This is a genomic window from Paenibacillus sp. FSL R5-0713 (genome assembly GCF_037973325.1).
Lineage (GTDB): Bacteria > Bacillota > Bacilli > Paenibacillales > Paenibacillaceae > Paenibacillus.
Genome location: NZ_CP150229.1, coordinates 5,609,357 through 5,631,065, shown reverse-complemented (window position 1 = coordinate 5,631,065; position 21,709 = coordinate 5,609,357). Strand labels below are relative to the sequence as shown.

General features: G+C 40.6%; 23 protein-coding genes. 17 read left to right on the top strand and 6 right to left on the bottom strand.

The genetic code is table 11. The features are described from left to right. Nucleotides 1–6: 6 nt before the first annotated feature. From MKZ12_RS25025 to MKZ12_RS25010, 4 genes are all read left to right on the top strand, one after another. Entirely contained in the window at nt 7–1,005 is a 999-nt protein-coding gene (locus MKZ12_RS25025; protein ID WP_339257360.1) for an NADP-dependent oxidoreductase, read from the top strand. Between the two features lie 61 nt (nt 1,006–1,066). Continuing rightward, complete coding sequence (locus MKZ12_RS25020; protein WP_339257358.1) at nt 1,067–1,645, top strand: TetR/AcrR family transcriptional regulator; 579 nt, start codon at nt 1,067–1,069, stop codon at nt 1,643–1,645. A gap of 92 nt (nt 1,646–1,737) precedes the next feature. Then, nucleotides 1,738–2,520, top strand: a complete 783-nt coding sequence (locus tag MKZ12_RS25015; RefSeq protein WP_339257356.1) for an SDR family oxidoreductase — start codon at nt 1,738–1,740, stop codon at nt 2,518–2,520. 24 nt (nt 2,521–2,544) lie between these two features. Next, complete coding sequence (locus tag MKZ12_RS25010) at nt 2,545–2,937, top strand: hypothetical protein (protein WP_339257354.1); 393 nt, start codon at nt 2,545–2,547, stop codon at nt 2,935–2,937. 56 nt (nt 2,938–2,993) lie between these two features. Here the strand turns inward: MKZ12_RS25010 and MKZ12_RS25005 are convergent, their stop codons facing one another. The 5 genes from MKZ12_RS25005 to MKZ12_RS24985 all read right to left on the bottom strand — a co-directional run bounded on the left by MKZ12_RS25005 (nt 2,994) and on the right by MKZ12_RS24985 (nt 6,613). Continuing rightward, a complete protein-coding gene (locus tag MKZ12_RS25005) occupies nt 2,994–3,593 on the bottom strand; it encodes a methyltransferase domain-containing protein (protein WP_339257352.1) in 600 nt (199 codons plus the stop codon). A gap of 35 nt (nt 3,594–3,628) precedes the next feature. Then, a complete protein-coding gene (locus tag MKZ12_RS25000; RefSeq protein WP_339257350.1) occupies nt 3,629–4,735 on the bottom strand; it encodes a HAMP domain-containing sensor histidine kinase in 1,107 nt (368 codons plus the stop codon). Next, the gene (locus MKZ12_RS24995) at nt 4,728–5,408 is read right to left on the bottom strand and encodes a response regulator transcription factor (protein ID WP_339237618.1); all 681 of its coding nucleotides are present in this window, start codon (nt 5,406–5,408) and stop codon (nt 4,728–4,730) included. Before MKZ12_RS24995 ends, MKZ12_RS25000 begins: the two co-directional genes overlap by 8 nt. 89 nt (nt 5,409–5,497) lie before the next feature. Further along, nucleotides 5,498–6,064, bottom strand: coding sequence for a methyltransferase domain-containing protein (locus tag MKZ12_RS24990; protein WP_339237617.1), 567 nt, complete (start codon nt 6,062–6,064; stop codon nt 5,498–5,500). A 45-nt stretch (nt 6,065–6,109) separates the two neighbouring features. Continuing rightward, entirely contained in the window at nt 6,110–6,613 is a 504-nt protein-coding gene (locus tag MKZ12_RS24985; RefSeq protein WP_339257348.1) for a DedA family protein, read from the bottom strand. Between the two features lie 699 nt (nt 6,614–7,312). On the opposite strand from MKZ12_RS24985, the gene MKZ12_RS24980 reads away from it, so the two are divergent. After that, nucleotides 7,313–7,900 carry a sigma-70 family RNA polymerase sigma factor gene (locus tag MKZ12_RS24980; protein WP_339257346.1) on the top strand — a complete coding sequence of 196 codons (588 nt, stop codon included), beginning with the start codon at nt 7,313–7,315 and terminating at the stop codon, nt 7,898–7,900. Continuing rightward, nucleotides 7,887–8,636: a DUF3600 domain-containing protein gene (locus MKZ12_RS24975; RefSeq protein ID WP_339257344.1), complete on the top strand. Its 750-nt coding sequence runs from the start codon at nt 7,887–7,889 to the stop codon at nt 8,634–8,636. The genes MKZ12_RS24980 and MKZ12_RS24975 overlap by 14 nt, the downstream gene beginning before the upstream one ends. A 72-nt stretch (nt 8,637–8,708) precedes the next feature. On the opposite strand, the gene MKZ12_RS24970 is transcribed toward MKZ12_RS24975, so the two are convergent. Then, on the bottom strand, nt 8,709–9,587 hold the full coding sequence (locus tag MKZ12_RS24970; protein ID WP_339257342.1) for an AraC family transcriptional regulator: 879 nt from the start codon (nt 9,585–9,587) through the stop codon (nt 8,709–8,711). 107 nt (nt 9,588–9,694) lie between these two features. Between MKZ12_RS24970 and MKZ12_RS24965 the strand changes: the two genes are divergently transcribed. From MKZ12_RS24965 to MKZ12_RS24915, 11 genes are all read left to right on the top strand, one after another. Then, the gene (locus MKZ12_RS24965) at nt 9,695–10,852 is read left to right on the top strand and encodes a Gfo/Idh/MocA family oxidoreductase (RefSeq protein ID WP_339257340.1); all 1,158 of its coding nucleotides are present in this window, start codon (nt 9,695–9,697) and stop codon (nt 10,850–10,852) included. Nucleotides 10,853–11,330: 478 nt separating this feature from the next. Next, nucleotides 11,331–12,395: a hypothetical protein gene (locus tag MKZ12_RS24960; RefSeq protein WP_339257338.1), complete on the top strand. Its 1,065-nt coding sequence runs from the start codon at nt 11,331–11,333 to the stop codon at nt 12,393–12,395. A 14-nt stretch (nt 12,396–12,409) separates the two neighbouring features. Further along, nucleotides 12,410–13,669, top strand: a complete 1,260-nt coding sequence (locus MKZ12_RS24955; protein WP_339257336.1) for a hypothetical protein — start codon at nt 12,410–12,412, stop codon at nt 13,667–13,669. 32 nt (nt 13,670–13,701) lie between these two features. Further along, entirely contained in the window at nt 13,702–14,736 is a 1,035-nt protein-coding gene (locus tag MKZ12_RS24950; protein WP_339257334.1) for an SAF domain-containing protein, read from the top strand. A gap of 14 nt (nt 14,737–14,750) precedes the next feature. Continuing rightward, nucleotides 14,751–15,434 carry a hypothetical protein gene (locus tag MKZ12_RS24945; protein ID WP_339257332.1) on the top strand — a complete coding sequence of 228 codons (684 nt, stop codon included), beginning with the start codon at nt 14,751–14,753 and terminating at the stop codon, nt 15,432–15,434. Between the two features lies 1 nt (nt 15,435). After that, on the top strand, nt 15,436–16,275 hold the full coding sequence (locus tag MKZ12_RS24940; RefSeq protein ID WP_339257330.1) for a hypothetical protein: 840 nt from the start codon (nt 15,436–15,438) through the stop codon (nt 16,273–16,275). Between the two features lies 1 nt (nt 16,276). Further along, the gene (locus tag MKZ12_RS24935; protein WP_339257328.1) at nt 16,277–18,184 is read left to right on the top strand and encodes an ATPase, T2SS/T4P/T4SS family; all 1,908 of its coding nucleotides are present in this window, start codon (nt 16,277–16,279) and stop codon (nt 18,182–18,184) included. Further along, the gene (locus tag MKZ12_RS24930; RefSeq protein WP_339257326.1) at nt 18,181–20,253 is read left to right on the top strand and encodes a hypothetical protein; all 2,073 of its coding nucleotides are present in this window, start codon (nt 18,181–18,183) and stop codon (nt 20,251–20,253) included. Before MKZ12_RS24935 ends, MKZ12_RS24930 begins: the two co-directional genes overlap by 4 nt. 18 nt (nt 20,254–20,271) lie before the next feature. Next, complete coding sequence (locus tag MKZ12_RS24925; protein WP_339257324.1) at nt 20,272–20,757, top strand: ABC transporter permease; 486 nt, start codon at nt 20,272–20,274, stop codon at nt 20,755–20,757. Nucleotides 20,758–20,795: 38 nt separating this feature from the next. Then, on the top strand, nt 20,796–21,290 hold the full coding sequence (locus MKZ12_RS24920; protein ID WP_339257322.1) for an ABC transporter permease: 495 nt from the start codon (nt 20,796–20,798) through the stop codon (nt 21,288–21,290). Between the two features lie 33 nt (nt 21,291–21,323). Continuing rightward, complete coding sequence (locus tag MKZ12_RS24915; protein ID WP_339257320.1) at nt 21,324–21,704, top strand: hypothetical protein; 381 nt, start codon at nt 21,324–21,326, stop codon at nt 21,702–21,704. Nucleotides 21,705–21,709: the final 5 nt, after the last annotated feature.

The window sequence follows — 21,709 nt, the reverse complement described above, 5'->3', positions numbered from 1 at the left end:
TAACTGATGAGAGCAGCTCAGATTCAGAAGTACTCCAAAAAAATCCAAGTGAAAATCAATGATATCGAGATACCTCAGATTCAGAGCCATGAGGTCCTTGTCAGAGTAAAAGCTGCGGGTGTAAATCCGCTGGATATCTTGAATATGAATGGCAGTGTTCGGATGATCGCCGACTATAACTTACCTTTAACTTTAGGTAATGAATTATCAGGTGTCATTGAAGCTGTTGGTGATGATGTTTTGAATTTTAAAGTGGGCGATTCGGTCTACACAAGGTTACCTCTGAATAAAATTGGTGCTTTTGCTGAATATGCAGCCGTGCATGAAGATGCTTTGTCCATGATGCCGGAGAATTTGTCCTTTATTGAAGCTGCTGCAGTACCTCTTACTGCCCTGACCGCTTATCAAGCATTGCATGATGTACTTCGAGCTGAACCGAATAAAAAGCTGTTTATACCTGGAGGAACTGGTGGTTTCGGTGCGATGGCTATCCCGATTGCCAAGTCTATGGGATTAACGGTTATCACAAGTGGCAGTGAGAGGGGAAGAGCACGTACTCTATCCATTGGAGCAGATCAATTCATTAATTATAAGACGGAGCATTATGCTGACATCCTGTCCGACATCGATTATGTCATTGACACTTTGGGTGCTGACGAGATCAAAGCTGAATTGAGCATTTTGAAACCACAGGGTAAATTAGTTTCTTTGAAAGCGGGACCCAATTATCGCTTTGCAGTAGACAGTCAATTCCCGTTGTGGAAAAGAGCTTTGTTTGGTCTTGTGGGTGCACGCCTGGATTCGTTAGCGCGTAAGAACCAAAATGAATATCGTTTTTTATTTGTGCACTCCAGTGGGGTTCAATTGCAAGAGATTACAGCTCTTGTAGAAAAGGAAGACATTAAGCCTTCGATCGATTCCACGTATTCGTTTGATGATATTGAAAAGGCATTGATTAAAGTATCCACGGGTCACTCCCAGGGTAAAGTCATTGTTACCTTTTAAAGGCTCGTTAAGATGATGCTCATGCTATTCAATGTTCGTCTTCTGAACAGGAGGAAAGCCAATGGCGAGAAGCAAAGAGTTCGAAGAGTCTGTTGTTCTGGATAAAGCGATGAGACTTTTTTGGAAACAAGGTTATGAAAAGACGTCTATGACGGATCTGGTCCATCATATGGGAATTCATCGCAAAAGCTTGTATGACACATTTGGTGATAAACATACTTTGTTTCTGAAGGCAGTAGATCTGTATGATCACAAAATCAGCTCCGCCCTTGTAGCAGGTGTGAAGCGTTCTACAACGGCAACGGAAGCACTTCAGTTTATATTTTCCTCTTTAATTCATGAAGAGGAGCATCCTTCATCAGGCTGCTTGATTGTCAATTCGACGGTAGAATTGGCGGCACGCGATGACGACATGAACAACCGATCGACGGAGATGTTTGCAAATACGGAGAAACTCATCAAGGACATGATTGTGTGGGGACAGCAAGAAGGTGAATTCACAATGGAGTACAACGCCGAGCTATTGGCGGAATATTTGCATAATGTAGGCGTTGGGCTAAGGGTGATGGCCAAGACTTCAATAACCGAGGAAAAACTTCTTCGTATAGGGACGCTATCTATGGATCTCATACTAAGGTAGTCTTTTTTCTGCCTTTTAAAGAATGTTCGTTCTAATATGGGTGTTTCAGATGAACATATGTTATAGAAAAGAAAAGAGAGGCAGGTAACGACATGAGAAAGACAGTTCTCATCACAGGGGTCTCAGGTGGGATCGGTAAAGAGTTAGCAGATCGATTTGCCAAAGGTGGACATCATATTGTGCTGGTAGCACGAAGCGAGGGTAAGATACAGGATCTAGCTCAGGAGTATCAGAAAAAGTATGGCATTCAGGCGACGGTTATCGCCAAAGATGTGGCAGCACCTGGGGTACCACAGGAGATTTATCATGAGCTGAAGGAAAAGGGGATTGTTGTTGATTATCTTGTCAACAATGCAGGCTTCGGTCTGTTCGGGACGTTTATGGAAACGGAACTGGAACAGGAAGTCAATATGATTGACGTGAATATCAAGGCTTTAACCATCATGACCAAGCTGTTCTTACCGGATATGATCCAACGTGGCCACGGCGGTGTGATGAATGTGGCTTCGTTGGTAGGCTTTTTCCCTGGACCGATGATGTCGGTATATTATGCAACAAAGGCATACGTGTTATCGTTCACCGAAGCTTTGGAGAATGAAGTAAGCGGAACGGGTGTTACGGTAACGGCACTGTGTCCAGGCCTGACATCCACCGGCTTTGTTGATCGTTCGGGTATGGGTGTCTCGAAGATGCTGCAGGGCCCTATCATGGAAGCGGGGCAGGTGGCTGAAGAAGGGTACCAAGGTTTCTTGCGTGGCAAGACGTTAATTATGCCTGGTGCTCGGAACCGATTCATCGCGTTTATGCCGCGGTTGTTGCCGCGTAAGATGATGACTCGCATGATTAGATCCTCACAGGATAAGACAGGACATTAAACATCTAAAAAGGAGCTGGTCGATTTGATCTTTTATGATTCCCCCCAAGCAACCGTTTCATGGAATGAGGAAAATAAGGTAGCTGTTTTGCAATGGAAGAGCTTTGCACAAGGTGAACATTATCGTACACCGCTAAATAAATTGTTGGAGTTAGCGGTGCTAAAACGCTCGAATAAGGCGTTATACGATAGCCGTCACTTGGCCGTTATTTCGCCAGATGACCAAGAATGGGTTGCAAAAGAGTGGTATCTGAGATCACTCGAAGCAGGACTAAAGTATTCAGCACTGCTTGTTCCCCATAAAGCAATAGCTAAATCGAGTGCAAACCGAATGCTCTCAGGAATGGATATATCCAATCCATCTCAAGAGTTTCATGACATAGATGAGGCATATCATTGGCTTGCAACCGTAAAATGAGAAGGTAACAAAACATCATTTGCATAATTCGATTGAGTTCTGTAGTAATAAAACAATCAGCTTTCCTCCAATTCGCTTGTTTTACTGGCTCCTTCATCTTGTCTTTTACGACAAACATACACAAAAGCAGGCGGGAAGCTGAGGGGTCCAAATTGAATTTTCTCGATCTCAAATAACTTAGCTAAACGTTTCTTCATATGAAGTGAGTACTGGTACAAAACTAATATGCCTCCAGGTCGCAGCGCTGTATGGATCTGTGACAGGATATTTTGTCTCATTTCTCTGGAGAAATTAAAAAAGGGTAGTCCGCAAATGATACTATCCAATTGTTGCACATGTTCTTGATTGATTCTTTTCAATAGATAGGATGCATTCGAATGAAACATGAATTCAGGATATGTTCTCTTTAGATTACTTCTCATTTTGGGGTCTCTTTCAAATAAAAACACAGTTGCAGATTGCGGTAAATGTGCTCTCATGAGACGTGTAACAGCGCCTGTTCCTGGCCCCAGCTCAGCAATGCTTCTAACCTCATCCCATCGTACAGATTGCACGATTTTACGAGCTAGAAATTTGGAACTGGGCAGGACACTGCCTACTCGTTTGGGATTCCTCAGAAATCCTTGTAGGAAAAGAAATGGTTCGGGTGTTTTCATTGTGGTATCCTCCATGGTTGAATTCATTGAATGGTTCACTTGATGTTGGAAGGCAAGCTTAGCTGGAAGACGAATACGTTAAGTGTATGTTGTAGTGTTAAAGTCCCCTGGTGTAACTCCGCAATGTTCCTCGCAATAGAAAGACCCAGACCCGATCCTGATTGAATGCCTTCGCTATTCCTCGAATAATCCACTTTATAAAAGCGATCAAACAGTCTGTTTTTTTGTTCTATCGTTAGGGGCATGCCTTTATTCTCTACTTCAATGGTAACGTGATTATGCCGCATACTCATTCGAACATGAATCGTACCTGGTTTAAAGGAATACTTCAATGCATTCATGAGAAGATTGTCGATGGCTCGTGCAATTTTATCACTATCCAGGGAGACCATGATTGGAGCGTCACCGAGTTTTTTCTCAATATGAACCCCATTCTCCTGAGCTAAAGGCTCGAATTCAAACAACAATTGATCCAATAGCTGACATAGGTCAACCTTTTTTAAATCCAATTGGGTGTTCACTGCGTTAAGACGTGTGTATTCAAATAGATCATCGAGTAACTTCTTCAAATGCGTTGCTTTGTTATAGGTGTTTTGAATGAAGCGGTCATACTCAGCTTTGTCTTGAAAAGATTCTGATTTGAGAAGTTCAATATAACCAATTATGCTGGTAAGCGGTGTACGCAGGTCATGTGAGATGCCTGTGATCATGTCCATCTTGGATTTTTCCAACTCGCGCTCCCTGCTCATCTGTATCTGCAACTGTTCAGTCATATGATTAATGTTGGAAGCAACCCGGCCCAGTTCATCTTCTCGAACTACAGGAACCCTGTAGTTTAAATTACCTTCAGATATGATATGAAGCCCTTGCTCCAGTGAAATGATGTCTCTTACAATTTTTCGTGTGGAACCCAAAAAAGTAAGCGTAAAAATTAAGATAAATATAGGTGTCAGAATATAAGGGAAGTAGTTGAGAATCCAATTCCACTCCAAACCTTCACTGATTTTTGCCACAATCGTAATAAGGATATTATTGATAATCACTGATCCGACAATTGAAATTACAAAACTGATCACCATTCGATTGAGGATATGGATCTGTATTTTTTTCGTTTGTTTGGATTGCTGTAATCGTTTAATCAATTTTATAACCTACTCCCCATACCGTTTTAATATACTGAGGTTCTCGTGGAGTCAATTCCAGCTTTTCTCGCAGATTGCGAATATGAACCATCACCGTATTATCCGAATACCCGTAAGGTTCTTTCCATACGGTTTCGTAAATCTTCTCGGAGCTGAATACTTGTCCGGGATGACTCGCAAGTAACACCAGAATGGAGAACTCCAGAGGGGTTAGTGAAATGTCATTCTCTTTTAACTTTACTGAATGCTTGCTTGTATCAATGACAAGGTCCTTAATGAGGATCAGTGAACTCGATTCCGGTTTCCCGATCAATGTTTGACGTCGGAGCTGAGCTTTAACACGAGCCAGTAATTCTAATGGATTAAAGGGTTTGACCATGTAATCGTCGGCCCCGGTAGTCAGGCCTGTAATTTTATCAATGTCTTCTTCCTTGGCAGATAACATAATGATCGGAGTGGTTGATACTTCTCTTATTTTGAAGCAGGCTTTGATTCCGTCCATAATGGGCATCATAACATCTAATATGACGAGTTGGACTGATGTTGTATTGATAATATTTAGCGCTTCTTCGCCGTTGGCTGCTTCAATGACCTGATATCCTTCGTTACGTAAATAGACATGAATGACATCACGGATATCGGGTTCATCATCAACAACAAGAATGGTACTCATGATTCAACACTCCTTTTTGCTCTAATCTAAATAACATTTTAATTTCTTATCAAGAGGATAACATCAGTGTAAACGATAGTCAGGAATGTTTAAATTGTTTCCTTTTTGCGACAGACATAAACGAATGCAGGTGGGATATTCAAAGGCACTAATTCTATTTTTTCGATGATAAAGTGTTCGGATAATAATTTTTTCATTTGAAGTGAATATTGAAAGGCGATGAAAAATCCTCCGGGTTTGAGTGCCTTATGGATCTGCTCTACCAACGTATTTCTTAATTCAGGCTCAAAGTTGAAGAAGGGCAACCCGCTAAAGATGTAATCCAATTGCTGAACGCCCTCTTGAATTATGGATTCTACCAATCGAGCGGCGTCTGGATAACAGGAGAACTCCGGGTATGCTGTCTGAAGATTATTCCTCATTGTGTCGTTCATCTCAAACAATAGGACTTTGGTGGAGTCCTGCACCTGTTGTTGAATATAACGAGTGATCGGCCCTGTACCCGATCCGAGTTCGGCAACTGCTTTTGCCTCCAGCCAAGAGGCTTGATTCACCATTTTGTTGGCGAGAAACCGGGAACTGGGAATGATGCTGCCAACATGTTTGGGGCTTTGAAGAAAGCTTTTCAGAAATAATAGTGGTTGATTGGAATTCATGTGTGTGGTTCCTCCGTATATGTGATGGTGTGTTAGCAAAACCAGTTAGAGATGTAATAATTGAAGCGTGGATAAAATAGGACCGCCGAAGTAGATTCCCGCTGTAAAATACGTTAAGGTCCATAACAAAGCACTGGAATATGAGATGAGAGCAAATTTTCGATAATGCACACCGCTCATTCCAATAAGCAAAGGGAGAACATATCGCACAATTGGAATGAACAAACCGATGCACATCGCCCATTGGCCACTCTTATTCAGAATCAGTTCGGCCTTGACGAAGTGTTTATGATGTTGAAATTTGGGTTTTATCTTGGTTCCAAATAATCTCCCTGCAAAATAAGCAAAGGTAATGGCCGTTAGTAGTCCTGATAAAATACAGAAGTATGTGATCCATGAGTTGATAACTCCGGTGTGGCCTAAAATGGCACCACTAATAATTGTGATCTCATTCGGAATGGGAATGCCGAAAGGCCCTAATGAGAAGGCAAAATAAAAAATCAGATATCCATACTGATGAAGCAGCTCTAAGATCGTATTACTGATCATTGTTTTGCCTCCTCTCTTGTTGATATTGCAAGCATAATGAAAAAAACTAAGGAATTAATGAGTATAAATCTGAAGAAAATCTAAAGAATACATAAGTAAAGCCAAACAACGACGTACATTAGAAAAAAGCCTTGCCAATTAATTGGCAAGACTTGAACAGGTAGATATATTCATATGCTGTGATATACGATCTATTGTGCCTTGAGTGATATGAACGGAAGACATAATGAAGAGCCGAGACGTCAAAATGACGACTCAGCTTTTTTTATTTCCGATGAGAACAGACTTTTCGGCAGATTATTGTAGGAAGTAGAACCATCTGAATTTGGCACCAGCAACAAAAAATAAAACAATCCATGCCCACAGAAACAATAAACGTAGAGGTCGTGGGATCAGTAAATATTCTGAGTACAATTTGCCAAAAAAATTCATTACAATTGTGCCCCCCCTGCTAATTTACTCCTACATTCGCTTTTGAAAAGAAAAAGAAGGAAAACGAAGATAACCAAAATCCCAAAGGTGTTCTTATAACCCAGATGTAGAACCTCCAATTATATCAAAATTAGATATATTATATCATGATAAACACCAGAGGACCCTTTTGTATCAGATTCAACCATACCTACTCATTCCATAAATAAATCGAACGATATGATGCTGGCATGCCAATATATAGTGTAAGGAGGAAGGGGATGGATAATGAGTGAGCAAGATGAGTACATAAAACTTGTAACGTTAATACGTGCGGGGCATGAAGAAGCATACGGAGAATTATATGAGAAAACAGTGAGGGGTGTATATCGGACTGTACGATTTCTCATCAAGGACGAGTCTGACGCGGAGGATGTGGTCCAAGAGATCTACATTCAGGCGTATCGATCATTGGCGCGATATGATGCGGAGCGTGCGTTTCGTCCCTGGTTAATGGGTGTGACGATGCGACATGTCCAGAGTTATCGACGCAAAAGGTTGATGCAGTTTCGGTTTGGCAAGCGAATCGAAAAATCTGACGTGGGATTGGAATATGATTTTTCCACTGATCTGGTCAACAAACTGGCAAATCGTCCTCTGCTGGAACAGGTACGTCGTTTGCCGTACAAGCTGCAGCAGGTGACCACACTTCATTATTTAAATGAATACACGCAAGAGGAGATTGCTGGCATATTGGAGATTCCGCTTGGAACCGTGAAATCGCGCATACATGCGGCGCTGGCGAAGTTGAGACAAAAAGAGAAGATGAATCCAAGGTTACGGGGAAAGGTGGAGAATCTGCATGAGAATCGATGAAGAGTTGCGAACAGCCTACCAGGAAGAGACTAAAGAGTGGTCCGTTCCTGCGAGAATTAAACATAAAATGTTGGATGGTATTCGAAGTGATTTTCACATTAGAAGAAATCGAAAAAGATGGCTGGTCACTGGGCTATTGGCTGTTGTACTCATTATTCCTACCGGAGCCTATGCAGGGTACACCTATCTCGCAGACGAATTATATGGTTCACAGGAAAATATCGCTGCTATGGGCGGAACAGCTGAGAATTACATGAGGTTGGAAGCGAAGCTGCAGACGGCCAAGGCGCATTTCAGTGAAGAAGAATTTGTTCAATATATGGACTTGCTGAAACAAATGGGGCAAATGGCGGTAAATCTTGCTGATTCTAAGGGAAACATGCATCCAGAGCAGTGGAGTACAGTGGAGCAGGAACGATATAACCTTCTTGTAGCTGAGTTGGAACCGTTTTTTGAGAAGCTGGAAGCTGTGAGTGTGGAGTCCTCCAAAAAACTGATGGATGAGCAGCAATTTTGGACAGAACAGTTGGAACGGGCAGAGGAGACATTTACCAAGGAACAATATCGTGAGTTCAAGTCGGACTATGATCAGATGAGGAAATACAAAGTTATGGTGATGGATAAGGATGGAAGTATACATGAGGAACGATTGTCAGCGGAGCAAAAGGATGAATTGAGGCAGCTTGAGAGACGTCTAATACCCTATTTAAAACGATTGGGGCTCGATGTGCGTTGAGTCAGGTGAACTGTGAAAACAGGAGAAGAGGCGAAGGTGAATTTTTTCGCTTCTTTCTTGTTGCTGTATCCATTACTTCCTCCCTTGTACCTTCAGCCGATATTGATGCGGTGTGGACCCTATGACGGAACGGAATACTTTACAAAAGTAAGACGGACTCGTCATACCAACACGGTGACCGATTTCGGGAACGGTGAGTGAGGAACGGGTGAGCAGCACACACGCATGACGAATGCGGGTAGCTTGGGCATAAGCAACGATTGTGGTGCCAGTCGCTTTTTTGAATACATGAGATAGATGATAGGGGGATAAGTGAAGTGTATCTGCGATATGATCCAAACGAAAAGGCTCGTGGTAATGCTGTTCAATCCACTGCATGATGGCTTCGGCATGAGGATGAAGCATTACTGAACTGGATGCAGAATGTGCCTTTAGATCTTGAATGACAACATCTTTCCATAAGTAACGAAGTTGCGTAAGTGAATCAAGTATAAAGAGACAAGTATCCTCCACGGCTTCATGAGGCATTAGTTCTGGATAGGTCTTATCAAATTGTTCCATTCGTAGAATGAGTGGGGAAGTGGCAGGAAGTCGGATCGGCTGAATCGGAGATTGCTCTCCTAGCAGGTCATGTATGAAACGCTGAGTCGTCATAAAATGCGACCAATGTGTCTTTAATATTTCGAGTTCAAACATAAGCACGTTTCTGATGAAAGGCTGTTGACTGGATATTTGAATCTGAAAGTGGTGCAATTGAAAAGGTCGAAAAATCAAAAGCATACCGGGTTCAAGGGAAAAAACCTGACCTTCGGTTATTAACTGCCCGTAACCTTCGTGGATATAGGTTATTTCCATCTGGGAATGAGCATGGAACACTTCGCGAAACGTAGTGTTAGATGTAAGACGACGACAGGCCAGATCAAATTGGTTTCCCAGAATGATGGACATCATGAATACCTCCCTATCATGCGCAAGATAGTTATATTTTACCACAAGATGAACACATAAAAGCGCTTTATTATTGTGTATTGTGAAGGGAACAAGGGAGGTATATAACGATGTTAAGAGTGGCGATTATCGGAGCAGGAGCAATTAGTGGAGCGCATATCTCAGCATATTTGGCATTCCCTGAGCGATGTCACATTATTGCGGTGGTGGACATGTACGTGGATAAGGCACAGAAGAGAATTAACGAATATGGACTGGAAGGAGCACAAGCTTTTACGGATTACACAGAGCTATTTGCGCAAAATATTGATCTGGTATCCGTCTGTACGCCGCCGTATACGCATGCTTCAATTGCGTGTGATTTCATGCAAGCAGGTGCACATGCATTGGTCGAAAAACCGATGGCTTCTTCCCTGGAGGAAGCGGATCTGATGCTGAAAGTAGCGCAAGAAAGTGGCAAGTTACTATCCGTAGTAGCACAGAATCGATTTACGACACCGATGATGAAGTTAAAAGGTGTGCTGGACAGTAAACGGATGGGGCCTATTGTACATGTGCAGGTTGATTCATTCTGGTGGCGGGGCCACAATTACTATGATCTGTGGTGGCGCGGGACATGGGAAAAAGAAGGCGGAGGCTGTACCCTTAATCATGCGGTACATCATATTGATGCGATGTTATGGATGATGGGACCTCCGGTGGAATTGCAGGCCATGATGGCGAATACGGCACATGACAATGCCGAAGTTGAGGATATATCCATGGCGATGCTGCGCTTTCAGGAAGGGGCGCTTGGCATGATTACCAGTTCCGTCGTACATCACGGAGAGGAACAGCAGTTAATTTTTCAGGGGAAAGAAGCCCGTGTATCGGCACCTTGGAAAGTGGTTGCTTCTACCGCACGGAATAACGGATTTCCGGAACCCAATCGAGAGTTGGAACAACAGATTCAGAAGCTTGTTGACGAATTGCCGGATGTGACTCATGTCGGTCACGCTGGGCAAGTGGAGAATGTTTTAAACGCGATTGAGACAGGATCACCCCTTCTGGTGGATGGTCACAGTGGTCGGAATACACTTGAACTGATTGTAGGCATCTACAAATCGGCTAGTACGGGAGAAAAGGTTGTTTTTCCACTAGGGGCGGAAGACGCATTTTACACAAGAGAAGGAATTATGCAACATGCTGTACACTTTTATGAAAAAAAGACGACGGTGGAGAACTTCGAGGATTCGAGTATTACGCTGGGTAGCAAGATGGATTTGTAATGCAAATTACTAGTATTTTTAGACTATTTAATCATTTATTTTGCGATAAGAGCAATATGAAAAACTATAGAACAAGTGGGTTAAATATCCAAGAAAATGCTGTTAGATCAATTGATCTAACAGTTTTTTTTGTTCGATACATACTTTGAAAATTCCTTTTTTCAAAGTACCTCTCAATTTAATTGGAAATGAAAAAGGGAATTTCGAATGTGAACTAAATAATGTCTAGGACTATTGTGAAAATAAAGGACTATATTCTTAGGCACAATTGGTCATAAATAACAAAAAAATGTTGTAAAATTGCTGAAATAAGTCTATTATTTAATTTGCTGTTACTTATTTATCCAAATATTAGGTACTAAGAACCAAATTAGATAAGAATTTGATTATGTTTGAAATGGGAAAAATGATTATGAAATTGGAATTATGAAATTCATATAATTACATAATTTTTAAGAAAATGGATTGGAGGTACTACATGGGAGATTTTGGAGAGTTAACAATCGGTTCTATGTTGTCTATTAATATTGTTTTATTTATCATTGGACTTTTGATGTACAGGAAGTGGCGAAACCCAACATATTTAAAATTTCTGGGAGCTTTTTCTTTAATGTTATTTGCAAATGCGGGTATGGTTCTGATGCCTCACAAGCTTATGTCTGCATATATGTTTTTCTTATCACTTTACGCAGCTGGAATGGTAATTGCTCAAATCGGGATATTTCGGCTTTACTACAACAAGCGAACAGACAAACTTTATGTGCATTTAGGCGGAACTGCAGTCACTTTGATTACTGCGGCAATGTCTTTATTTTTACCCGTACAGATGAGTTCCTTTTTAGTATTTCTCTCTGTGGTAGGTGTAACATTGTACACACTCATTAAGATTTTCCCGGAGGTCGGGTTAAACCCACAGTATTTTATGGTTACGATCCTTTTTGCAATGCAACTATTGTTGCATCTATCAGGTGCATTTACAGGTTATGAACTATTGGCAGAACTTAGTTTGGTTTTGAGTGTTTTTGCTAGTTTCATAGTATTCACAATGATCTTTGAAAAGATTATTGGTGTTATGCAAGCTGCGACATACACATCAACACGAGATGAAGTAACAGGTTTGTTCACGCAAAAACATTTTATTCATCAAGCTAATCAAGCTTTATCCAAAGGGAAAACAGTAGGGGTATTATACATAGAAATTCAGAATTCAACTCACATCTCGGAGGAAGAGTCCTTTAAGAGAGCGGGAAGAGCCGTGGGAAGGGCTTTGGAAGGTAATGGATTTGCTGGACGTTACCAAAGTGATGTCATTGTAGCTCTTATAACAAGTTCTAATTTACCATTAGCAGAGCTGGCTAACTCCATTAGGATGAAAATTGATGTTGAAGCCTCAAGTACTGTACTTATCGGTTACATTGACACTAAGCCTGAATTTACTCTGGACGATCACATCCGTGAGGCGAAAGAAGGTGCTGTTCGAACGAAGCAAAGTGGACTTAATAGAATCTTTGATCTAGACCAAAGTAAAATTTTAGCGGATTAATGGGGGCAAACATAGTGAATGCGGTTATCATTTCCAGTAAAGCTTCTACGCTAGTCCATGAAGCCATAGGGAATACAGATGTTAGTTTTGAAAAAGTAGGTCGCTTTGAGAGTGGTCAGTTTATCGAATTTTGCGAAGCAGTAGCTAGAATTAACATTAATGCCTTTATAACTGATTTAGATTGCACCGATTCAAACACTTTTCTACGTGGCATTAGTCAATATCGAACAGTGCGATCGAATACTCGAATTATTGTCATTGCTCTTGATCGTTATGAGGATGACGGAATCGTTCATGAATTGGCAGACATGGGAATCAATGTTGTTACAACCTCGCCAGGAACGAAGCCAAAGTCCATTATTCCAGCACTGCGCAATTTATTGCCAAATCAAGGTGAAATAACTGGGAATGGACAAGAGGATTGGGAATCCACAGATTCTGATCTTGAAAAGATAAAGGATCGCATTTATCGTTATACAGCGAAATTAACCTCTGCTGGCAGTTTTGACTCATCAGATGTCATGGATTTGGAACTTCCAGATGTGCCGATTCAAGAAAGAATCATTCTTAAAGATCGGATCATCGGAACCATTTTAGTTGCAGTTATGGGTGTTGAATCCAAAGTCGGATCAACTCATCAGAGTATATTAATTGCAAATTATTTAAAACGTAAAGGCTACTCAGTAGGTTTAGTAGAGGCAAATAGTTCAAGTGACTTTACAAGTATTGAGAACGCATATGAAGGAACACAGGATTTCAAAAGCAATAACATTCACTTCTCTATAGAGGGCGTGGAGTATTACAAGAATAATAACAAATTGGATATTAACCATCTGATTACAGCAGGACATGACTACTTAATTTTGGATATCGGGAGCTTTGAAGAAAGTGACTGGAGTAAAGAGTTCTACAGAGCGAGTGTAAATATTGTGATCGGTGCAGGTAGCGAGTGGCGACAAGGAAAGATTAGAAGATTTAGAGATTTACATAAAAAAATGGATCAGTCTAATTGGGTTTATTGTGTACCATTTGTTGAAAATCTCAGTATCCAAGATATTCGAAAAGATCTTCCAGGGAATCTCGTATATCGAATTCCTCCACATGCTGATCCTTATAAACACCAAGGAGATACAGACTCGGTATTAAACAAGTTGATGAAAAGCTACATGGGGGACTCTAAGAAGATATCTTCAAAAGCGTTATTGTATGGTGTCCTTGGACTGTGCATCGTTATTATTATTGTTTTGATAATATTATTGGTCGTGAATAACTAAGTTTAATCATGTTGGATTGAGAGGAGTTCGTTATGTCTAAGATTCGTTTTAGGCAGAAGCAGTTGCTTCTGTCCGCTTCCATTGGAGGAGCAATCATTTTATTTGTTTGTGTTATCGCTGGCTATTTTATTATTGACTATATTCAAGGAAGATATGTTGAGCGAACACTTCAGATTGAGCAGCAGCTTCAAGATGCACAGAAGAAGTTGAATGAAGATAAGATGAAAGTAATCGTACTGAATGACAATCATAAGGCCGGGGATTTAATAACAGAAGATGACGTGAGTTCTCTAGTTGTACCGGTTAGTACTGTGCCTCAGAATACAGTAGAGCAAGCAGAAGTTGTAGGCAAGCGAATTAAGATTGATCTTCAGAAAAACTCTATCATTACCTCGCCAATGTTGTTCGAAGATGGAATAACACCGAAAGACCTTAGAAACCAAGAGTTTAGTCTAGTACAGCTTCCTTTAAAGTTGAGAAAAGATGAATTTGTAGATGTTCGGATTCGCTTCGCAACAGGTCAGGATTACATAGTACTTTCTAAGAAAAAAGTAGAAGATTTAAATAATGGAACAATATGGTACAAAATGAATGAAAAAGAAATTTTGACGATGTCAAGTGCTATTGTAGATGCTTACATCAATGATGCCTCTATCTATGCATTAAGTTATGTAGATCCGTACATGCAGGATGGTGCAATCATCAACTATCCATCTAATCCTAAAGTATTGGATCTCATTGAATCTAATCCTAATATTGTTGGATTGGCAACAACGGCTCTCGAACGACAAGTAAGAGCGAAATTAGAACAGGATCTTCAGTCCATGAGTGATGAAGACAGACAAAAGTATATCAGTGGACGTAATACGACGGAGATGAACTCAAGGGAGTACATTACTGAGACAGAAGGACAAGGAAACACACCAACATCTCAGCAAGATAACTCTCTTATGAATGAGAACTCCACGGACATGAATCAGCAAAATAATACTGGGAATGCACCAAATGCAACTTCAGACTCAGGTGGTATGTTCAAAGATAGCAATACACGTGAACCTGCACAGTAAATAAGGAGACCGAGATGAAGCAAATACTTGTTATTGGCCATTATGATAAAACGGATTTTATGATGTACCTTGGTAAATTGTTGTCGATGGATCATCGGGTTCTGCTTGTAGATGCAACGCAAAATAAGGATTACGAGTTCGTATTCCCTAAAATTGATCAATCTCTCAAGATGAACACTCATGATCAATTTGATGTGATGGAAGATGTTCATTCGTATGAGAACCTGATGCATAATCTGGAAGACCAGAAATATGATTTTGTACTCATAGATTGCAATGACGAGGCTTCATTGGTCAATTGGCCAGAAGTGGATTTTGTTTATGTTTTGACTTCCTATGAGAATCCTGTTATTCAGAAAAACGTTAACCTTATTCGCGCGTACTTCCAGGGGGAAAAGTTATCTTCTATTAACCTTCCTGTAACAAAAGTTATTTATGAGGTTAGTAATCATCTGGACGAAAAATATATGGATAGTCTGCTGGATGAACTACCTTTATCGTGGAAAGAAAGTCTTGTTTATTATCCTGATGAACGTGATCAGACACTGAAGATTATTAATCAATATAAAAATACAGTCATGGTCAAACGTATGTCCAGTTCATACAAGCTAGTCATTAAACAGGCGATAGAGTTCATCCTTGGTTTGGAAACGTCAAAAGTTAACGCACTATGGAAGCGGGCTGAAAGGAGTAATTAACATGGGTAAAATTGCATTGTGGGGTATGCAGCATGGATTAGGCGTAACCAGTGCAACCGCTGCTTTGGCTGCATTTATCGGGTTGGAGTATGATGTGAGAACTTTAGTATCTCAGCCGCAGCGGACGGACGGCGATATGGAGCGGTTTTTCAATAAAACAATTAATCAATATAATCGGCAATTTTTTGCCATTGGTGGATTGGGACTTGACTCATTAGAACGTGTTGCGAAGAGCAGTAAGCTTGAACGTAATAGTGTTAAAAATTATACGCTAATGGTAGAGCGCAATCGTTTGGACCTTCTTTGGGGAAGTGAACGTCTTAATCGACCACAAAAGGGTTCGATCGAAGCTGTGAATATGGTATTTCGTATGGCAGCAGAATACTATGGCATTTCACTTTTGGATGCTAGAAGTGGGCAGGATAACGAGGTCTCTAACAGCCTGATTAGTGATGCAGATTTGGTGGTTATCTGTGTGAATCAAAATATAAGTGTACTAGAAAAATATTTTGACAATCAAAGGAAGCATTGGCCAGAGGTACTTGATGAGAAGCCTCATCTGCTTCTTATGACGCAGTATGATCCTATGTCAAAATATAAGATCAAAAATATAGCTAATAAGTACAAGCTCAAAGCTCCTATATTGACGATTCCCTATAATACAAGCTTCAAAGATCATTTAAACGATGGTGATATTAAAGGCTTCTTTGCTAGAAATCGATTTGTTGGCAGTAGTCATGAAAATCATTATTTCATACAGGAAGTTGGCCGTGCTGCAAAAACAATACTGCATGAGATTGGTATTAACACCAAACTGAAGCGAATTGAAAGAGGGAATTAAGATGGGACTGAATTTCACCATTAATTTCCTCGCAATTGTTTTGATTGTAGCTGTTTTAATTGCGTATTTATTCTTGAAGCTGAACAGAAAGCCTGGTCAGGTTGGAACACGTCAGAAAAATGAAAATGAAGAACGATTCCAATTTGATTATCTTCTTGAATACGTTAAAACCATGATTAATGAGTACGTAAACAGTAACTTGTTGGATATGGGAATGACAAGCGAGGAATATAATCGTCGTCTGGGAGTTGTAGCTGAGCTAAGAAGTGCCATGAAAAATGCGACTTCAGGTGATATACAGGAGAAGATTTATCTTAAGCAATTTATATCTGATCTTTTAGAACGTAATTATGGATTTAACGATGATAATATCGATAGAATCATTCCTTTTGAGGATGAAGATCAATTAACACAACAAGATAAATTTGATATTTTGCTTCATTTGTATAAAAAGAAGCACGGATTTCAAGGTCTATCCAAGTTAATCGATAAGTATCAATTGGATCAACCGAAAAAAGTTATCGAAGATGGAACGGTAGATTCATATGTAATTACGGGTGATGAGATTGACTCCATTTTTGTCAAAGAAGCACGTGGTGGTTTGGAGTTTGATGACAAGTTAGCTATCGTTGTGCAGCGTGTATACCAGCATTATAAAGGGTTTGGCGTTATTGACGAAATTCGTGATATGTCCATTGATGGCGTATCTGGTGGGGTATCTGGTGTTCCTACCAATATGCAGATTGTGGAAGATGAGATTTCATTACTGCAAGGAATGAAGCAATATAAGTATCCAGGGTACCAGAGCGTATGGATTTTCTTTCGAGGTAAATCTATACATTTATCATTTTTAAGCTTCGAAACCGACTTAGAGTTGAAAAGGGTATGTCAGAACATCTATAAGTATGACAATCCAGGTCAACTAACGGAGACGAACGGTTTTAAAGTCAATGAAATGAAAGATGGATCCAGGGTCGTGGTTGTTCGGCCACCGTTTGCAGAGAGTTGGGCGTTTTTCGTTAGGAAGTTTGATCTACCTAATATGAAATTAGATCATCTGATCTCATCCAAAGATGCCGTAAATGCTGAATTAGCTAGAGATATGATTAAGTACCTGATGAAAGGTGCGCAGGTTACTGCATTTACTGGACCTCAGGGTTCAGGAAAGACATCTTTGGTCATGGCCTCAGTTAAATACATATACGCAACGTTAACTTTGAGGATTCAAGAGATGACATTTGAGCTGCATTTAAGAAGGCTATATCCACAACGTAACTCACTAGCATTACGAGAAACCGAGAACATTGCTGGACAAGCTGGACTAGATCTTCAGAAGAAAACGGACGGTTCCGTAAACATTCTGGGGGAGGTCGCTACGGACCCCGTGGCAGCTTGGATGATTCAGATGTCGCAGGTAGCAAGTCTGTTTACAATCTTTACACATCATGCGACCTCTGCACGTGAATTGGTATGGTCTTTGCGGAACTCTTTGCTCAAAACCGGTGTGTTTCAAAATGAACGCATCGCAGAAGAGCAGGTGGCAAATGCGGTGCAATGGGACGTTCACATGCGTAAGGAAATGAACGGTAAACGTTATATTGAGCGAATCACAGAGATTACACCTGTTCGATTTGAATCGGATACGTTGGAGCATGAAGAAGTGTTATCTAAAGGTGATTCTATTGAGAGCAAGTTGGACGCTTTGGTCAATCTTCAAAGAGAAGTGTACAGAAGAAATAGTGGAAGAGTATGGAATGCACGAAATATTATTGAATACCGTAATGGTGAATACGTTGCAGTGTCTCCAATTTCTCCTGAAAAAATCGAAAAAATGTTGTTTAACATGAACGAGGAAGATCGTGAGAACTTCGGTCAGTTTCTGAATGCGCACTGGGGGCAGGCTCAATGAATAAGTGGATATGGATTTTTGCCATTGCCGGTGGTGCACTGCTTATTTCGGGCGGAATACTTCTTTATCTTATTCTCAAAGATCGCAAGCGGAAGAAGAATCGTGAGAATGTATGGCCTTCTTCTAAAAATGTAACAGGAAAAACACCACGACAATTGTTGGTGTTTTACCAGAAATCATATCATCAACTGATCAAGGTTCCGATCGTCAAGTCACAGATTCTGAAGATCCGTAAACGTCTGACTGCGATCAACACCTACGATGAGTACTCATTACGTAAAGAAACGATGCGAATTACCTATTTGACGCTAGGATCTATCATTATTGGACTGATCGTACTGGCAATAATCAGCAAAAGTTGGCTGGCATTATTCTTTGGAGCGTTGGCAGCCATCGTTATAAACGAATTATGCATCGATATTTTTGTGAACCGGGTTGAAGACCGTCTGTTAAAACAGTTCTCGAACGTTCTTGAGGATGATCGTCATCATTATCAGGAAGTGCGGATGGTTGATGAGGCCTTATATCAGGCTGCACAATCTTCACCACATGACATCAAACTCCAGACGGAGAGGATTCACGAAGTATTGACATCAAAGGATCCTGCTCGAGAGTTGGAAAAATACTATGCAGTAGCGCCTAACCGTTATTTAAAAGTATTTTCTGGAGTCTCTCATCTCATTATGGAGTACGGTGACCGCAACGTTCAAAAGGGCTCCATGTATCTGAATGCCATTAATAAATTCGTGCAAGAGATCAGATATGATCTGATGAGAAGACAAAAATTACGTTACAAATTAGGCGGGCTGACCTTACTTGCACTTATTCCAATCCTGCTGTCGTTTCCATTGCAGCGTTGGGCGGAAAACTATTTTCCAATTACGACAGAGTTCTATGACAGCAGAATTGGTTTTCTAGTTCGAATGTTCATATACGCTTCAGCTGTAATCTGTTACTTGCTAATTCGCAAATTATCGGAGAATGATGAAGCCAAATATGTAGCTAAAGGTCCGCGGAAAGAGTGGGAGAAGAAAGCATATTCATGGTCTTGGGTCAAGTGGATCGTGGATCGATTGGTCCCGTCTCAAAATACGAGGAAGCATCATCGAACCAACATGCTCCTCAAAGAGGCAAACTCTCATCTAACATTGGAGTGGTTGTATATCCACCGAATCGTTATCTCTGTCTCCGCGTTTATTGGTGTAATTGTTTTCTCAGTGTTCTTACATTACAACAGCGTACATCATATATTCAGCAAACCGACGTCAGAAGCAACGAACATTCTTGGATATATGAATGCGGATGAATTGGAGCGTGCAAATCAGGTAACGACAATGGACAACCAGATAATCGAAGATCTTCGGACAAATAAAGATTTGACGCGAGAACAGGTTGTTCAATCTATAGAAACTCATTCAAATGAGCCATTAACAGACGTGGCTATGAATAATACCGTCAATCGAATTATCGGTAAAGTAACCGTTGTAAACAATGAGTATCTGAAATGGTGGGAACTCCTTATTGCTATAGGCTTTGGAGTTACAGGGTATTACATCACCATATGGATTCTACAATTTCAACGTCGATTACGCGCATTGGAAATGCAAAATGAAGTGGACCAGTTCCATGTACTTATCTCGATTCTGTGTGAATTTGAACGGATCTCTGTGGAGACTGTACTTGAGTGGATGGAACGATACAGTATCATTTTCAGACCATCACTGCAAAAATGTTTGCTCAATTATGATAGTGGTGCAGAGGAAGCCTTGAAAATGCTGAAATCGGATGCACCGTTCGATTCATTTGGTAGAATCGTGAAGCGTCTAATGCAGGCGGTAGATAAGCTTTCGTTACGTGAAGCGTTTGACGATCTGGAGATGGAACAAGAGTACTATGCTGAGCAGAAGAAAGAGCGTTTGGAGCGTTTAATTCGAAAGAAAACATCGTATGGCAAGTTATTTGGTTGGACACCAGGTGCACTGCTGATTGCACTATATCTGGTCTTCCCATTCCTCTACATGTCATTCAAACAACTAAGTGATATATCAACACAATTACAAACCATTTAAGAGGGGATTGATTTTTTCATGGAAGAAAATACAGGCGTCGGAATACGGGTCGCAGCCGGTATATTCCTCACCATCATGTTGATTACAATTGTAGTTATTATTACGATTTCCTCTCAGGATGCAGCAAAGCAGGGACAGACGAAAATGGCTGCGATTACGACGCAGTTGTCGGATACAGAGTACCAGACTTATAGTAATACCACTTTGTCAGGTAGCCAGGTGCTGAATGCAGTGCGGCAATATATGAATCAGGAGCAATTCGGTGTTCAGGTTATTACTGGGAAACAGAGGTTGTCTAGTGATGACGATAAAAAGAAGGGGGTATTTTATGGAAATACTTTTGACGCTAGTGGGGAGGTTTCAAAAATATCCAAAAATACTTCTTTAACTAATGCTGAAAAACAATCCGAAGATGCATACATTAACCCTAGTGGAAAGTTCAAATCTTCTATCGTCAGAGATAAGAACAATATGATTCGTGGAATAATTTTTGAACAGGAATAGTTTTTATCTGAAATAAACAAAAGAGAGGATGGAGTACGTTGGAAGAGAATACAGGCGTCGGTATAAGGGTAGCGGCGGGTATATTCCTAACCATTATGTTGATTACGATTGTAGTTATTATTACGATTTCATCGCAGGATGCAGCAAAACAGGGACAGACAAAGATGGCCGCGATAACAACACAACTGTCAGACACGGAGTATCAGACGTATAGCAATACTACGTTGTCAGGGAGTCAGGTGTTGAATGCGATACGGCAATATATGAATCAGGAGCAGTTCGGTATACAAGTTATAACGGGGAAACAGAGAGCTGGGGGTGACACCGTAGGTAACTATTATGGTAATACTTTTGGGGTTGAAAGTGGTGTAGTAACATCTATGAATATTGATGAAGATAAAAAGACAAGTTTAGTGGATGCTGAGAATCAGGCGAGTCCCCAATATATTAATCCAAGTGGGAAATTTATATCTAGTATAGTGCGAGATGGCAATAATATGATTAGAGCTATTAAATTTGTGCAACAAAATTAGAGAGTTCTGATTTAAGTCACAAGGAGGTCTCCAATGAGCGAAACAGTTGAAAAGTTCATATTAGTTGCGGCTGAGATCAGCATCGTAATTATCGCTTGCATGTTCGCTCTTGGAGGCATTCAGTCTCAGGATGCGGCAGTAAATGTTACGCATAAATCCGCAGTGAATGAAGAGCGAAGGTTGTTCACAAGTCTTGAAACTACGGAGCAAATTACCTACACGGGTGCAGAGGTTCTTCAAAGCATAAGACAAATGAAAACCTTGGACGCCAATATTCGTGTAGTTAATAAATACTTCTATAGTTCAGATGATATTGAAAGTATTGATGTATCAGGAGTCGATCTCAATCGAACCTATGTTGTTTCATATATTCGAGACAGTCAAGGCAAAGTACAAACCATTGTTTTTACATAAAGGGT